Source organism: Allobosea sp. OK403 (assembly GCF_900113835.1).
GTDB lineage: Bacteria > Pseudomonadota > Alphaproteobacteria > Rhizobiales > Beijerinckiaceae > Allobosea.
Map to the genome: position 1 here is coordinate 60,969 of NZ_FOQV01000010.1, position 14,344 is coordinate 75,312.

Consider the following 14,344-nt stretch of genomic DNA (forward strand, 5'->3'; position numbering starts at 1 on the left):
TGCGGGAGAGGGGTTCCCCGCGCCCGCCGAAGACCTCGGCCTTACGCGTCGAGGATCGGCCTGAAGCCACCATGGATCAGGCGCTTGCCGTCGAAGGGCATCTCGCGCTGCATCCGCGGATCGGCCATGACCTTCTGCCAGCCGGCATCGCGGACCGCCTTTGAGGGCCACTCGATCCAGGAATAGACCACCTTCTCGTCACCCGTCGCTTTCACTGCCCGCGTGAAATCGGTGAGCTTGCCGTCGGGAACATCCTCGCCCCAGCTGTCGACGACGCGGGCAGCCCCGTGTTCGCGCAGAACGGCGCCATGATGCCTGCAGAAGTCGCGATAGGCGTCCTTGTTGCCGGTCGGAACCGCTGCGACCATGCCGTCGACATAGGCCATGCCACTGCTGACGCCCTGCTCGGCAAGCGACGCGAAACCGCCATAGATCATGCGCTTGCCGTCGAAGGGCATGGACGCGCCCATCTCCTTCATGCGCGGGTCGCTCATCATCTTCTCATTTGCCGCGTCGGCGACAGCCTTGTCGGGAAATTCGAGCCAGGAGAAGACGACGACCTCGTCTGGCGCAGCGTTCACTGCGCCCTTGAAGTCGGTCAGCTTGCCGTCGGGGATGTCGTCGCCCCAGGCCTCGACGAGGCGGGTCGCGCCGAACTCCCTGAAGATCGGGGCGGCATCAGCGGCATGCTTGCGATAGGCCTCCTTGTTCGCGGCCGGAACGGCGACGACGAATCCTTGCACATAGGTCATGGCTTCACTCCCTTGGGTTCGAGGCGGGTTAGAGGAATGTCCGATCTGATTAGATCGTTCAGTTGAGCGGCCTCAGCCGCAGCAGGCGCTCGCGGGCGCCGGCTCGGAGGCTCCCGTCGCGGCGGGTTTGTCCTCGTAGCGATCATGGTGGCGCATCCAGTCCATGATCGTCGTTTCGTTGCGGCCCTTCGGCATCATGTCGAGAAAGTTGTTCGCCCCGATCAGCAGGTCGCCGCCGCGCGCATAAGTCGAGTAGGTGTGGAAGATCTCGCCGGCCTCGTTGCGATAGAACACGCTGAAGCCCGGCATCTCGCCGCCCTCCCCGTCATGCATCTCGTAATTGTAGTCGTAGCGGCGCGCCGCACGCTCGGCCGGGCTCGGCGAGACGTGGAAGTCGTCGTTGAAGGCGCAGCCCTCCGAGGAGACCCAGGCGAAATCCCAGCCCATGCGCTTCCGGAACGGCTGGAACTCCGCATAGGGCGCCCGCGACACGGCGACGAGGCTGACATCATGATGCTTCAGATGCAGGTTTGCGCCGTCGAAATGGTCGGCGAGGAAGGAGCAGCCCGGGCAGCCTTCCGTCCAGCCCGGCCCGAACATGAAATGATAGATCACGAGCTGGCTGTTGCCGCCGAACAGATCGGCCAGCGTCAGGCGGCCACCCTGCCCCTCAAAAGCATAATCCTTGTCGACCCTGACCCAGGGCAAGGCGCGCCGCTCGGCGCTGAGCGCGTCACGCTGCCGGGTGAACGCCTTTTCGCGGGCGAGATGGGCCTTACGGGCCGAGAGCCAGTCTTCGCGGGATACGACTTGATGTTGCATCGTCTCGTCTCCTTGTTGGGCAGGCTTTTTGGTTGGGCCGGGCTCTTGTCGACAGCAGTTTGCCCGGTCGGTTAGAGCAGCTTCCGATTCAATTGGATCGGAAGCTGCTCTAACTCCTTGTTTTGACGCGTTTTCTTCACGCGAACCGGTATCCACTTCGCTCGAAAACGCTCTAGTCTCCAAAGCCGTTGCCGATCGCATCCGCGATCAGGCGAACAACGCCTCCAGCTTGACCATCGAGCCGGTCCAGCCATGGGTGTGGCTCTTGACCACCTGCTCGTCGAAGAGCTGCTCGTGCAGCAGCGTCAGGATGGTGATGTCGCCATCGGGCTTCAGCGTGACCGTGACGCGCGAGACGCGCTCGGGCGTCGTCACCCAGGACCAGCTGAAGACCAGCCGCTCGTTTGCGACGACCTCCTGATAGGCGCCCGAAACCTGATGCCGCACGCCGGTGTTTTCCAGCATCACGATGCGGTAGACGCCGCCGACCCGGACATCGAGCTCAGCCTCCAGCGTCTCGACATTCTCCGGCCCGAACCAGCGCGTCAGCAGCTTGGGATCGGTCCAGGCCCGATAGACCTCGGCGGGGCTGGCGTTCAAGCGCCGCTTCATCGTCAGGCTCGGAGTGGTCTTGGTCGGAGTGGTTTTGGCTCGAGCGTCCATCGCATCGCCTCCCGGCGCGTTTCTTGTTTCAGGCGCCGCCCTCGTTCGGGCGTCGTCTTTCAGGTCTTCTCTTTCAGGTCTTCTCTCTTTCACGTCTTCTCTTGGCGCTGCGCGTTCAGCATCGCCTCCAGCGCGTCGAGGCGCTGCGTCCAGAACCGTTGGTAGCGCGCGAGCCAGCCCATCGCCTCCTCCATCGGTTCCGCGTTGAGGCGGCACGACACCGTGCGCCCCTGCTTCGAGCGCGTGACCAGCCCAGCATCGGAGAGCACGTCGAGATGCTTCATGATCGCCGGCAGCGAGACCGGAAAGGGCCGCGCCAAGTCGCTGATCGAAAGCCCGTCCTCCCCCTCAAGACGCGCCAGCAGCGCCCGCCGCGTCGGATCGGACAGAGCGGAAAAGGTGCGGTCGAGCTGTGTCTCTTGAAACTTAACCATTGGGTTAAGTTTAGGCGTGCGACACGGCGCCGTCAAGCCTAGCTTCGCGCTTCGCGACTGTCGCAGATGCATCAATGCAGGAGGTTTGCCGGTATAAGGCGGCAGTGAGCCGGCGCAGGCGAGCGAAGCTCGTCGGCATTACCGACTACCAAAAGACGCGGGTTAATCGATGCACTTCTTCTCTGGTGCGCAACGCCCGGTCGAGAATAGCTTTCGAGATAGGCCGATATTTGAATTGTGTCGTTCTGCGCTAGATGCCGTGCAGCGCGATCCACAGCGTGAAGTGGCAGACCGTCGCGTCGAGCACCTTCAGGAATGCTCGTGCCCTCTCAGCAAAGGCAGGCCCATGATGAGCGTGCCTCAAGCAGGCGCCATGTGCGTGGGTCTACCGGCGTCTCGCAATCGAGAGCGCCGCCATGGCGGTTGCAACGTCGGTCATGGCGGCCTCCGCGGTCAGAGCGTTTCGAGGGCGAGCGCGATGCCCTGCCCACCGCCGATGCAGAGCGTGACCATGCCCCTGCGGATGCCGTTGCGCTTCATCGAATGCAGTAGCCGCGTCACGAGGATCGCGCCGGTAGCACCGATCGGATGGCCATGGGCGATAGCGCCGCCCTCGACATTGACGATGTCCTCCGGCAGGCCGAGTTCGCGTGCGACCGCGATGGGAACGGCGGCGAACGCCTCGTTGATCTCGATGCGCTCGATATCGCCGAGCGTCCAGCCTGCGCGTTCGAGCGCCTTGCGTACGGCCGGCACCGGACCGAGACCGAACATGCCGGGCTCCACCGCCGCGACGCCATGTGCGACCAGCCGCCCGATTGGCTGGATGCCGTTCGTCTCCGCATAACCGCGATCCGCCACGATCATCGCGGCAGCCGCGCTGTTGAGGCCGGGCGCGTTGCCCGCGGTAATCGTGCCCTCCGCCCGGAAGGCCGGTTTCAGCTTCGCCAACAGCTCGACGGTCGTATCCGGGCGTGGCGCTTCATCGGCAGCAAAGAGCTCCGGTCCCTTCCGGCCCTTGAGCTCCACCGGGATGATTTCCTCCGTGAAGCTGCCCGCCTTCTGGGCCTCTGCGAAACGCTGCTGCGAACGTGCGGCGAATTCGTCCTGATCTCGACGCGAGATCTGGAGCTTCGCGACAAGATCCTCGGTGTGCCAGCCGGAATGCTCACCGGAGAAGGCGTCGTTGAGCCCATCGGTCAGCATGCTGTCGAGCATGGTCGCAGGTCCCATGCGATAGCCCCAGCGCCCGCCCTCGACGAGGTAGGGCGCTCGATCCATGTTCTCCATGCCGCCGGCGACCGCAACGGAGGCGTCTCCCGCGCGGATTTCCTGAGCAGCCGAGACGATGGCCTGTGCGCCGGACCCGCAGACGCGGTTGACCGTGAGTGCCGGCACGGCAACCGGTACGCCCCCACCGATCGAGGCTTGCCGGGCTGGGTTCATCCGGTTGCCGGCCTGCACGACATTGCCCATGACGACAGCGTCAAGCGCCGCCGGATCGAGGCCGGCGCGCTTCAGCGTTTCGCGAACCACGATAGCACCGAGCGCAGTGGCAGGCGTGCCCTTCAGCGCACCATTATAGCCGCCGATCGGAGTGCGAACGGGATGGGCGAGGATGATTTCGGTCTTCGGCATGATTGGCTCCTCTTTCTCAGGCGACCGCGCGCAGTGCCTTGACGGCGTCGCCCTGCGGGCTCGCAGGCTCGGCTCCGGCGGCACTAGCCGGGAGGCTCACCGCATCGAGCCGGTCGACTTCCTCTAACGAGAGCGCGAGATCTGTCGCGCCGAGATTGCTCCTCAGTTGCTCGAGCGAGCGCGGTCCGATCATGGGCACGGCGTCACGGGCGCCCGCCCAGGCGATGGCGACCTGGTCCGGGCTAACACCGCGCTCTCCGGCGATGGCGAGCACGATGTCGAGGGTGGCACTGCGCTGGGCTGTATCCTCGGCCTGGAAGACCTTGCCGCCCAGCGCCTCGGCCCTCCCCTTCTCGCCACGGCGATACTTGCCGGTCAGCACGCCGCCACCGAGCGGAGACCATGTGACGACACCCAAGCCCAGCGCCTCACTCGCAGGGAAGAGGTCGGCCTCCGGCTCGCGGTGTACGAGGCTGTGCTCGAACTGCGCGGCAGCGATCGGCACGGCACGCGTCAACTCGGCCAGCGTAACGGCGCGTGCCAGCCGCCAGGCCGGAAAGTTCGAGAGGCCGCCATAAAGGATCTTGCCCGCCCGAGCGAGGTCGTCGAAACCGCGCACGATTTCCTCCGAAGGCGTCAAGCCATCGGGATGGTGCACCCAGTAGATATCGATCCGGTCGGTCTTCAGCCGCTTCAGACTCGCTTCGACCGAGGCGACCATCGCTTTGCGGCTGTTGCCGGTGACGAGGCGGCTGGCATTTGGGGCCGCACCATTCGTGAATTTCGTTGCCAGCACGAACTCCTCGCGCCGGCCCTGCAGCAATTCGCCGAGCATCGCCTCAGACTGGCCGAACTGGTAGATGTCGGCTGTATCGATGAAATTGCCGCCGGCCGCCGCAAAGGCGTCGAAGATGGCGCGGCTTGTCTCGGCATCGGCACCATGCCCCCAGGCGATGCCGAAATTGGCAGTTCCGAGTGCGATTTCGGAAACGCGCAGGCCTGAGCGGCCAAATAGCTTGTATTTCATGGGATGTGTCCCGGAGTGTGGAGGAGGTTGGGAATTTTTGGGAAACTCGCCTGCGGCGGGTGGCCGACCTTGGTTGTGGTGATCAGTGCGCGGCAGCCGAACTGCCCTGCCCTTTTCGGGCGAACAGGATCGCAACAGCCGCGATGGCCAGGATGACGCCGATGATCGCGAAGGTGTCGCTGAAGCCCATGACCAACGCCTGCCGCTTCACCGTTTTGCCGAGCACGATGACCGCCTGCTGCTGGGCGGCCGCATGATCCGAGACGCCGTGCGACATGAAGTAGCCCGTCATCTGGTCGAGGCGGCCCCTGACCTCGTCGCGGAAGGGCGTGACGGCCTGTCCGATGATGTTTGAATGGAACTGCTCCCGCTTGGTGATGATCGTCCCAAGCACCGCAGTGCCGACCGCACCTCCGAGATTACGGAGCATGTTGAACAGACCCGACGCGTTCGCCGCGTCCTTCGGCTGGATGCTCATCATCGCAATCGCCGTCAGCGGGGTGATCACCATCGACTGGCCGACGGCACGCACGACGTTGGGCCAGAACAGCTGGTCGCCGGAATAGTTCAGCGACATATGCGTGTTCATGAAACATGAGGCGGCGAACAGGGCGATGCCGACGAAGGTGATGTAACGGATGTCGAAGCGCTTCATCAGCATCGGGACGAGCGGAATCAGGAGAAGCTGCGGGAGCCCGGTCCACGCGAGGACCATGCCGATCTGCTCGGCGTTATAGCCCTGCACCTGGCCGAGATACTGCGGCAGGACATAGACCGAGCCGAACAGGCCAAACCCGACCAGGACGTTCGACAGCGTGCCGACCGTAAAGTTGCGGTTCCTCAACAGCGAGAGATCGACAAGCGGCTTCTTGACCGTCAGCTCGATCCAGATAAAGGCCGCCAGAAACACAGCGGCAATCGCCGCGAGACGGACGATGAAGGTCGACTGGAACCAGTCCTCCTTGTTGCCCTCCTCGAGCAGGGTCTGCAGCGCCGACAGGCCAATCGCCATCGTCGCGATGCCAGCCCAGTCGCCCTCCTTGAGAAGGCCCAGCTGTAATGGCTGCTTTTCAAGCGTCAGCGAAAGCGCGACCACCATCGCGACGCTGGGCAGCGTGTTGATGAAGAAGATCGTCTGCCAGCCGTAGTTCTCGGTGAGGTAGCCACCAATCGTCGGCCCGATCGCCGGAGCGAATGTCACCGCTAGCGCGAACATGGCCAGGCCCATCGGCTGCTGCGATTTCGGCAGGCGGGTCGCGACCATGGTGAAAGCCATCGGGATGAGCACGCCGCCGGCAAAGCCCTGAAGGCCGCGCATGGCGATCATCTCGCCGAGATTGCTGGCGAAGGCGCAGGCCATCGAGAACAGGGCGAACGCGATCGTGCTCCAGATCATATAGAGCTTGAACGAGAAGACGCGGCTGAGAAAACTCGTCAGAGGAATGACGATGATTTCGCCGATCAGGTAGGACGTCGAGATCCAGGCGCCGTTGTCGATGCCGGTGCCGATGCCTCCCTCGATATCGAGCAGCGAGGCATTGGTGATCTGAATGTTGAGGATCGCCATGAAGGCCCCGATGGCCCCGGCCGTGATCGCGATCCAGGTCGACAAGCTCGCCTTGTCCCCGGTTGACGGGGTCGATGGGGCAACGGTCGGCATTTGCGTAGACATGGCCCAGCTCCTTGCAAGCCGGGCGCGCGGACTACCGCGCGTCCGCCACTGAATTGTTCTCGGAAACCTTGGTGTCGATAGTCGGAACGACCGACATGCCAGGTCGCAGGCTGCCAGTAAGGCTGTGGCCGGGATCGAGGGCGATCTTGACCGGAACGCGCTGGACGACCTTGGTGAAGTTGCCGGTCGCATTGTCGGGCGGAAGCAGGGCGAATTCCTGGCCGCTGGCCGGGGCGATGCTGTCGATATGCCCCTCCACCGTGACACCCGGGAACATGTCGACCTCGATCTCGACCTTCTGACCGGGCTTCACATGGGTCAGCTGTGTTTCCTTGAAATTCGCAACGACATAGGCGTTCGCGACCGGAACAACGGCCATCAGCTGCGTGCCCGCCTGGACATACTGGCCGACCCGAAGCGTCCGGTTTCCGACAATGCCGTCCACGGGAGCGAGAACGGCGGTATAGGATAAGTTGAGTTCGGCCTGATGCTGAACGGCTTCGTCATGAGAGACCGTGGCCCTCGCCTGGGCCAAGTCGGCCTTGATCAGATCAACCTGCTTTTGTGCCTGGGCGAGCGTAGCGACATCGCGATCGATCGCAGCACGCGCAGCCGAGATTTTGGCGACCGCCGCCTGGGCGTTCTGCACGGAGCCATAGCCCGTCTTGGCGAGGTTGGCGTAGCGCTCGTTGTCCTGCTCGGCGAAATTCGCATTTGCCTTGTCGACTTCGACCGTCGCCTTGGCTGTGTCGATCGCAGACTGCTGGGCCTCAAGCTGGGCCAGCTTGCTGGCGACGGCGGCTCGGGCTGCTTCGACGTCGGCCTTTGCCTGATCAAGCGCGACGCGGAAGTCTCGATCGTCGATCCGGGCAAGAGCCTGGCCGGCCTTGACCGGTTCGTTGTCGCGAACCAGCACTTCGCCGATATAGCCGGAGACCTTCGGAGCAATCGTGGTGCTGTCGGCCTTCACATAGGCATCGTCCGTCGAGATCTGAAAGCGACCGACGTTCCAATACCCATGACCCCAATAGCCGATGCCAACGAGCGCGATCAGTGCGACGCCTCCCAGAGCCAAGCGGCGCAGGCCGTGGTTGCTGCGAGCTTTTTCCTCTGGCGGCAGCGACAAAGCAGAATCGGCCGGCTTTTCAACCGTGGGTACCGGGACAACCCGCTCGCCAGGCACGGCGCGCTCGGCTTTGATGCGATCTTCATGTGTGCTCATCGATCCAGCTCCTAATGGGCGTCGTGATCGGCTGTTTCGTCATTTAGAAAATTGCTATTTTCCAAATAGTCCTTACATTGGCTGTGTCAATCCAATTTTGGAAAATAGTCATGCGCCAAAATCACGAGACGGTGAAGCGTTCCCGCGGACGCCCCCAGAAGCGGTGCGATGCCGACACCCTGCATCTCATCGTTGAAGCGGCCGATCGCGAATTTCAGTCGAAGGGCTATGCCGGTACGAGCATCATGACGGTGGCGCAGCGCGCCGGTGTCTCGACCAAGACGCTCTACAAGCTCGTTGCCACAAAGGCGGAGTTGTTCGAGCGTACGATCCAAGATCGCATTGGCCGCTTCCTGCTCGATGTGGTCGACGACATCAGCGACGATCTCGATCCGCGAGCCGCGCTTGAGCACATCCTGTTTGCATTCGGCGTCCTGACGCTGAGTCCGGAGACCATCGCGATCACGCGGCTCGTCATCAGCGAGTGCGAGCGGTTTCCCGAGGTCGCCCGGGCTTTCTACCAATCAGCCATCGTGCCCGTGAACGGCATCATTGAAGCCTGGCTGACGAGGCAGAAGGACAAAGGTCTCCTGCGCTTTGACGATGTCCACATCACCTCGGGCCTGCTGCGCGGCATGATGATCATGGAGCCGCAGCGCACGGCGATGATGGGACAGCGAGGCGCTCCGCATCGCGACGAGATCGCGCTTCGGGCGAGGCAATGCGCGGACGTCTTCTACAACGGCTGCAAGGCGTAATACCAAGGCGCCAGCCTAGCCGAAACGACCCTTCAAGTGACGCTGTTGGCGGCAAGCGTCGGCTCGCCGTCAACAGCTGAGCCGAACAGGACGAGAGCAGATTTTGGGTCGGAAACTGACTGGTCGACGATAGATCGACGCTTCGAAGGGAATGGCGAGGATGAGCCTTGGCGACCTCGTTGCTTGGAGCGAGACGATCGTCGACGACTGTCCGAGTCGCCTCCCCCACCCCAACCTCGCGGCACGCTGCACCTACCGGAACTGCGCTTCGTAGAACGGCAGAGCATCGAATGCGCCTCTGCCTACTGGCTCCCGCTGGGGACCATGCCGTCAGCCCCGATCTGTGCCTTGAGTGAATTTCGACTTCGTCATGCCGAGAACTTAATCCCCAGTCCGTGCTGCTGAACAGGAATCTTCCAGCTTTGGACCGCCCAAGAAACTGGAGGCAGGTCAATCGTCAGGAGAGATCGCCGGGCCGAGCAAATCCTGGCATGGACGCCAAAATCCTGGGCGCCAAGATTCTGGACACCAAGAACCCGGACGCCAAGATCAAGGCAGATTGTCCCGCAGGAAGATGTCGATCCCGATGCGTTCCTGATCCGCCACCAGCCGATCGCCTGAGCAGTATGCCAGCAGCACGCGCGCCGCCGAGCGCGCCTCATGACCTGGGTCCTGGCTGATGATCGCGTCGATGTCGCCGTGCAGCAGGAAGCGCCGGGTATGCGGCGTCAATTCATGAGCGATCCAGACGATCTCCTGGGCACGACCGGCCTGCTGCAGCGCTGCTGCGATGCCACGGTTGCCGGCGCCCGCATTATAGAGACCGACGAGATCTGTATGCTGCCGTAACAGGGCCGCTGTCGCTGCCAGCGTTTGCTCGTTGTCGTCGCGCCCTTGCACCACTGGGAGCATGATCAGATCAGGAAATTCGCGCGCCATGACCTGATTGAAGCCATAGAGGCGCTCTGCGTGGTCGCGTAGCGAAAGCGAACCGGCGACCACAGCGACGACGCCCTGGCGGCCTCGCAGGAAGCGGCCCATCAGCGTCGCCGCTGTGCGTCCCGCAGCGGGATTGTCGATGCCGACATAATGCAGGCGCCGCGCGCTCGGCACGTCGGAGACCAGAGTGACGACGGGGACGCCGCGATCGGCGAGATCGTCGATTGCGGCGCGCACGCGCGGATGATCGAGCGCGATCGTCGCAACGCCGTGATAGCCGGGCAGGACGCCCTCGAGGACGCGCGCCAGCGCATCGGCATCAAAGACGTCGACATGCTCCACATCGATGAAGGCGCGCTGGGCGGCGAGCCACTCGGCGGTGCGCGCGACCTGCTCGCCCAGCATGGTCATGAAGCTGTTGGCTCCGCTGGGCAGCACGAAGAGGAAGCGGAAGTTCTGATTGCGGGCGAGACGGGCGGCTGCGGGATCGGCCCGGTAACCGAGCCTGGAGACGGCCGCCTCGACCCGCGCGATCGTCTTGTCGCGCACGCCGTCGCGGCGGTTGACGACGCGGTCCGCGGTCGCGAGCGACACGCCCGCAGCGCGCGCGACGTCCTCAAGCGTCGCCCGCTCCAGCGTCGCCCGGCCGATGACCCCTGTCTCTCCAGCCCCCATTATCGCGCCGCCCAGAGCATCCCGCGCGTCAGCATGGTGCGTATCTCCGGCAGATCCAGCTCATAGGCGCGATGACCCAGCGCGCAGTAGAACACCCGGCCCTGCCCATAGCGCTTCTTCCACACGACCGGCATCTCGACGCCGTCGATCCAGGAGGCATGCTCGCCGCTGAACCGCGTCGTCGCCAAGACCTCGTTGGCGGGGTCGACATGCATGTAGTACTGCTCCGAACGGTGCTCAAAACCGGAGATGCCAGCCATGATCGGGTCATCCGGCCTCGTAATATCGACCTTGTAGTCGATGATGTTGCCGGGATGGGCAACCCACTGGCCGCCGCACATGAACTGGTAGTCCACAGAATCGCGGAACGCGTCGCACATGCCGCCATGATGGCCGGCCAGCCCGACGCCGCCGCGGACGGCATCGCACAGCGCCAGCGCCTCCGGCTTCTCGATCTTCGACATCGTGTAGATCGGCACGATCAGGGAGAGATCGCGGATCGCGGGATCGAGGAAGGCCTCCGTCGACGTCTCGACGCGCACCTCGAACCCTTCAGCCTTCAGCCAGCCCCTCATCATCGAGGCGCAGAGATCGGGATCGTGACCCGCCCAGCCGCCCCATACGATCATCGCCTTGCGCATTCTCGTCATCCTTCGTTCTAGAGCCGGATGATTTCAGACGGGGTCACTTCGTGATCCCGTCTGAAATCTGAATCCGTCTCTCATCCAAGAGTTAGAGCAGGATCGATCGCGAAAAACCGGTTCCCACTTTTTCGCATCCTGCTCTAGTCGATCTGGCCGGTCATGCGCCCGGCAGGCAGGGGAGCCGGTCTCTCGACACGGCTCTCGATTTTGATCCGGCGCCCCTCGTCGGCCGATTTCTGGAATGCCTCCATCACCTCAAGGACGTGGAAGGCGAGTGCGCCGCTGGCCCGATGCGGGCGGCCTGCAATGATCGCGGCGGCCATGTCGGCAACGCCGATCGAGCGGAACTCGCCATCGGCATGGCCATGCGAAAGGGCAACCGATTCCCAACTGCCCCGCGGCTTGGCGATCTTGACCTCGCCACCGAATTTGTTCGGATCGGGCACCAGCAGGCTTGCCTTGTCGCCATGGATCTCGATCGGCGAATGGGTGTGCTGAGGCACGTCGAAGCTCATCGTGATCGAGACCACGGCGCCGCTCTCGAACTCCAGCGTCCCGGCGACATGGGTTTCGACCTCGACCGGGATCAGCGCGCCGTTCATCGGCTGGCTGGTGACGCGCCTCTCGGAGCGCGGTCGCGCCGTCGAGCCCATCACGCCGGCCACAGGCCCCAGCAACTGCACCAGATCCGTGATGTAGTAGGGCCCCATGTCGAGCATCGGGCCGCCACCGCGCAGATAGTAGAAACCCGGCGCCGGATGCCAGCTCTCATGGCCGGGGCAGCCGAAAAAGGCGCTGCCGGCCACCGGCGTGCCGATCGCGCCGTCGTCGATCAGCTTCCGCGCGGTCTGGTGGCCACCGCCGAGGAAGGTGTCCGGCGCGCAGCCGACGCGCAGATCCTTCTGGGCGGCGAGATCCATGACCTTGCGGGCCTCGACCGTGTTGATGCCAAGCGGCTTCTCGGAATGGACATGCTTGCCGGCGTTGAGCACCGCGAGGCTGACATCGGTATGGGCGAGCGGCACGGTCAGGTTGACGACGATCTCGACGTCGTCGCGCTTGAGGAGTTGGCCCACGCGCAGCCCGGGCACGCCGAACTCGGCGCCACGCTTCTCCGCCGCGGCGCTGCGCATATCTGCGACGGCCTTGAGTTCCAGCATCGGAAACTGCCGCATCGCCTCGAGATATTTCGTGCTGATGTTGCCGCAGCCAATGACGCCGATTCCGACTTTGCGCATTCTTGTCTCCACAGGTGATGTCCGAGGCCGGTTATTCGAGACGCGCTCAGCCCTTGACCGCCCCGGCGGTGAGGCCCGCGACGATGTGTTTCTGAGCAAAGATGAAGAGCAGGATCGTCGGCAGCAGGGTCAGCGTGATGAACGCCAGGATCAGGTGCCATTCCGACGAGAATTCGCCCTGATAGATCATGATGCCGAGCGGCCAGGGATAAAGCTGTTCGGAATTCAGCATCACCAGAGGCAGCAGGTAGCTGTTCCAGCTGTGGACGAAGGTGATGGTGCCGACAGTCGCGAGAATCGGCCGCGACAGAGGCAGCGTCACGTGGCGGAAGAAAGCGAAGTAGCTGCAACCATCGACGAGCGCGGCCTCCAGCAGTTCGTGGGGCAGATCCTTGAAGAAGCGCCGCAGGAGCAGGATGCTCATGGCCAGGCTGAAGGCGACCTGAGGCAGAATGACGCCGAAATAATTGTCCAGCAGGCCGAGATCGCGAACCTTGATGAAGAGCGGCAGGATGGCGGTGGCGGCCGGGAACAATAGTCCCATGGTGAGATAGCTCAGCAGCATGGAGCTGCCGAAGAAATGGATGTGAGCGAAGGCGAAGGCCGCCATCGACGCCACGATCAGCGTCAGGACGACAGTGAAGCTCCCGATCACCAACGAGTTCCCCAGCAACTGCCAGTAGCGTTTGGACAACAGGATGCCGGTGTAGTTCTGCCACTCCCAGGTCTCTGGCAGGCCGAACGGATTGGTGCGTAGTTCCCCGAGCGTCTTGAAGCCGCCAAGCAAGGTCGCCAGCAGCGGCACGGCGACGAATGCCGCCACCAGCGCGAGGAACAGCACCTTGTAGATCAGGACGAGATCGAGCGGCCGGCGGCCAACGATGGACGTGTCACTCATCGCGCATGAACCAGCGTTTGTAGGTGATGGCGAAGGTCACGCAGATCACGAACAGGATCACGCCGATGGCGCTGCCATAGCCGACACGCATGCGCGAGACGCCGTTGTTGTAAAGGAAAGTGACCATCGTGTTGGAGGAGTCGGCCGGCCCGCCCCGGGTCAGCGGCATGACGAGGTCGAAGAGCTGCAGTGAGCCGACGACGGCGAAGAATACCGAGAGGCGGATCGTCGGATAGAGCAGCGGGATCACCACATGGCGCAGCACCTGCCAGCGCGAGGCGCCGTCGATCCGCGCCGCCTCGACCAGATTGCGGTCCATGCCCTGCAGCGCGGCGATGAACAGCATCATGTGGAAGCCGAAATACTTCCAGACGACGACGACCAGGATGGCCAGCATCGAAGTCTGCGTGCTGGCGAGCAGGTGCGGCGCCTCGGCCCCAAACGTCCTGTAGATGGATGCGAGAAGCCCATAATTGCCGTCATAGATGAAGCTGAAGATCAGGCCGGTCGCGACCTCGGCCAGCACATAGGGCAGGAAGAACAGCATTCGCAGCGCCACCGAGCCGCGAAACTTGTCGGCGAGGATGAGAGCCAGCGTCAGCGCCAGGGGCAGCTGGATCACCAGCGACACCGCGATGATCAGCAGGTTGTTGCGAAACGCCGTGCCGAAGCCGCGCGTATCGAAGACGAAGCGGTAATTGTCGAAGCCGATCCAGCGCGTCGGGCTGCCAAACCCGTTCCAGTTGAAGCCAGAATACCAGGCCGCCTCGCCAATCGGCAGCACCACGAACACTGTGAACAGCAACAGCGCCGGCGGCAGGAACAGCAGGAGCGAGGCGAGGCGCCCGTCGGTCGCCGCTCTCCGGCGAGCACCGGACGCTGCAGGCTTGCCGCTCATGACGGCTGCTCCGCTGTACTGAGACATCAGTGTCACTCGCAGGTTGACGCGCGGGCCGGTCTCA

The 14,344-nt window shown here is 63.5% G+C and carries 14 protein-coding genes; 1 reads left to right on the forward strand and 13 read right to left on the reverse strand.

Annotated elements, in window-relative coordinates; translation table 11 throughout:
• Nucleotides 1-41 precede the first annotated feature (41 nt).
• The 8 genes from BMZ97_RS24795 to BMZ97_RS24830 all read right to left on the reverse strand — a co-directional run bounded on the left by BMZ97_RS24795 (nucleotide 42) and on the right by BMZ97_RS24830 (nucleotide 8,230).
• Entirely contained in the window at nucleotides 42-752 is a 711-nt protein-coding gene (locus BMZ97_RS24795; RefSeq protein WP_092176160.1) for a DUF1428 domain-containing protein, read from the reverse strand.
• Between the two features lie 72 nt (nucleotides 753-824).
• Nucleotides 825-1,574 carry a DUF899 domain-containing protein gene (locus BMZ97_RS24800; RefSeq protein WP_092176163.1) on the reverse strand — a complete coding sequence of 250 codons (750 nt, stop codon included), beginning with the start codon at nucleotides 1,572-1,574 and terminating at the stop codon, nucleotides 825-827.
• A gap of 207 nt (nucleotides 1,575-1,781) precedes the next feature.
• Nucleotides 1,782-2,237: an SRPBCC family protein gene (locus BMZ97_RS24805; RefSeq protein WP_092176166.1), complete on the reverse strand. Its 456-nt coding sequence runs from the start codon at nucleotides 2,235-2,237 to the stop codon at nucleotides 1,782-1,784.
• Between the two features lie 89 nt (nucleotides 2,238-2,326).
• A complete protein-coding gene (locus tag BMZ97_RS24810; RefSeq protein ID WP_092176168.1) occupies nucleotides 2,327-2,671 on the reverse strand; it encodes an ArsR/SmtB family transcription factor in 345 nt (114 codons plus the stop codon).
• Between the two features lie 453 nt (nucleotides 2,672-3,124).
• The gene (locus tag BMZ97_RS24815; protein ID WP_092176171.1) at nucleotides 3,125-4,309 is read right to left on the reverse strand and encodes a thiolase family protein; all 1,185 of its coding nucleotides are present in this window, start codon (nucleotides 4,307-4,309) and stop codon (nucleotides 3,125-3,127) included.
• Nucleotides 4,310-4,325: 16 nt separating this feature from the next.
• A complete protein-coding gene (locus BMZ97_RS24820; protein WP_092176173.1) occupies nucleotides 4,326-5,336 on the reverse strand; it encodes an aldo/keto reductase in 1,011 nt (336 codons plus the stop codon).
• Nucleotides 5,337-5,418: 82 nt separating this feature from the next.
• Entirely contained in the window at nucleotides 5,419-7,008 is a 1,590-nt protein-coding gene (locus tag BMZ97_RS24825; protein ID WP_092176176.1) for an MDR family MFS transporter, read from the reverse strand.
• A gap of 31 nt (nucleotides 7,009-7,039) precedes the next feature.
• The gene (locus BMZ97_RS24830; RefSeq protein ID WP_092176179.1) at nucleotides 7,040-8,230 is read right to left on the reverse strand and encodes an HlyD family secretion protein; all 1,191 of its coding nucleotides are present in this window, start codon (nucleotides 8,228-8,230) and stop codon (nucleotides 7,040-7,042) included.
• Nucleotides 8,231-8,340: 110 nt separating this feature from the next.
• Between BMZ97_RS24830 and BMZ97_RS24835 the strand changes: the two genes are divergently transcribed.
• On the forward strand, nucleotides 8,341-8,988 hold the full coding sequence (locus tag BMZ97_RS24835) for a TetR/AcrR family transcriptional regulator (protein WP_092176181.1): 648 nt from the start codon (nucleotides 8,341-8,343) through the stop codon (nucleotides 8,986-8,988).
• 549 nt (nucleotides 8,989-9,537) lie between these two features.
• On the opposite strand, the gene BMZ97_RS24840 is transcribed toward BMZ97_RS24835, so the two are convergent.
• The 5 genes from BMZ97_RS24840 to BMZ97_RS24860 all read right to left on the reverse strand — a co-directional run bounded on the left by BMZ97_RS24840 (nucleotide 9,538) and on the right by BMZ97_RS24860 (nucleotide 14,280).
• Nucleotides 9,538-10,602, reverse strand: a complete 1,065-nt coding sequence (locus tag BMZ97_RS24840) for a LacI family DNA-binding transcriptional regulator (protein ID WP_092176184.1) — start codon at nucleotides 10,600-10,602, stop codon at nucleotides 9,538-9,540.
• Nucleotides 10,602-11,243: a ThuA domain-containing protein gene (locus BMZ97_RS24845; protein ID WP_092176186.1), complete on the reverse strand. Its 642-nt coding sequence runs from the start codon at nucleotides 11,241-11,243 to the stop codon at nucleotides 10,602-10,604. The genes BMZ97_RS24840 and BMZ97_RS24845 overlap by 1 nt, the downstream gene beginning before the upstream one ends.
• Nucleotides 11,244-11,386: 143 nt before the next feature.
• The gene (locus tag BMZ97_RS24850; RefSeq protein WP_092176189.1) at nucleotides 11,387-12,484 is read right to left on the reverse strand and encodes a Gfo/Idh/MocA family protein; all 1,098 of its coding nucleotides are present in this window, start codon (nucleotides 12,482-12,484) and stop codon (nucleotides 11,387-11,389) included.
• Between the two features lie 46 nt (nucleotides 12,485-12,530).
• Entirely contained in the window at nucleotides 12,531-13,382 is an 852-nt protein-coding gene (locus BMZ97_RS24855; protein WP_092176191.1) for a carbohydrate ABC transporter permease, read from the reverse strand.
• Nucleotides 13,375-14,280 carry a carbohydrate ABC transporter permease gene (locus tag BMZ97_RS24860; protein WP_244546589.1) on the reverse strand — a complete coding sequence of 302 codons (906 nt, stop codon included), beginning with the start codon at nucleotides 14,278-14,280 and terminating at the stop codon, nucleotides 13,375-13,377. Before BMZ97_RS24860 ends, BMZ97_RS24855 begins: the two co-directional genes overlap by 8 nt.
• Between the last annotated feature and the right edge of the window lie 64 nt (nucleotides 14,281-14,344).

Bases quoted from the DNA above. Each gene is read 5' to 3' on its own strand.
- BMZ97_RS24795 (WP_092176160.1), bottom strand. From the start codon at position 752: ATGACCTATGTGCAAGGATTCGTCGTCGCCGTTCCGGCCGCGAACAAG.
- BMZ97_RS24800 (WP_092176163.1), bottom strand. From the start codon at position 1,574: ATGCAACATCAAGTCGTATCCCGCGAAGACTGGCTCTCGGCCCGTAAG.
- BMZ97_RS24805 (WP_092176166.1), bottom strand. From the start codon at position 2,237: ATGGACGCTCGAGCCAAAACCACTCCGACCAAGACCACTCCGAGCCTG.
- BMZ97_RS24810 (WP_092176168.1), bottom strand. From the start codon at position 2,671: ATGGTTAAGTTTCAAGAGACACAGCTCGACCGCACCTTTTCCGCTCTG.
- BMZ97_RS24815 (WP_092176171.1), bottom strand. From the start codon at position 4,309: ATGCCGAAGACCGAAATCATCCTCGCCCATCCCGTTCGCACTCCGATC.
- BMZ97_RS24820 (WP_092176173.1), bottom strand. From the start codon at position 5,336: ATGAAATACAAGCTATTTGGCCGCTCAGGCCTGCGCGTTTCCGAAATC.
- BMZ97_RS24825 (WP_092176176.1), bottom strand. From the start codon at position 7,008: ATGTCTACGCAAATGCCGACCGTTGCCCCATCGACCCCGTCAACCGGG.
- BMZ97_RS24830 (WP_092176179.1), bottom strand. From the start codon at position 8,230: ATGAGCACACATGAAGATCGCATCAAAGCCGAGCGCGCCGTGCCTGGC.
- BMZ97_RS24835 (WP_092176181.1), top strand. From the start codon at position 8,341: ATGCGCCAAAATCACGAGACGGTGAAGCGTTCCCGCGGACGCCCCCAG.
- BMZ97_RS24840 (WP_092176184.1), bottom strand. From the start codon at position 10,602: ATGGGGGCTGGAGAGACAGGGGTCATCGGCCGGGCGACGCTGGAGCGG.
- BMZ97_RS24845 (WP_092176186.1), bottom strand. From the start codon at position 11,243: ATGCGCAAGGCGATGATCGTATGGGGCGGCTGGGCGGGTCACGATCCC.
- BMZ97_RS24850 (WP_092176189.1), bottom strand. From the start codon at position 12,484: ATGCGCAAAGTCGGAATCGGCGTCATTGGCTGCGGCAACATCAGCACG.
- BMZ97_RS24855 (WP_092176191.1), bottom strand. From the start codon at position 13,382: ATGAGTGACACGTCCATCGTTGGCCGCCGGCCGCTCGATCTCGTCCTG.
- BMZ97_RS24860 (WP_244546589.1), bottom strand. From the start codon at position 14,280: ATGAGCGGCAAGCCTGCAGCGTCCGGTGCTCGCCGGAGAGCGGCGACC.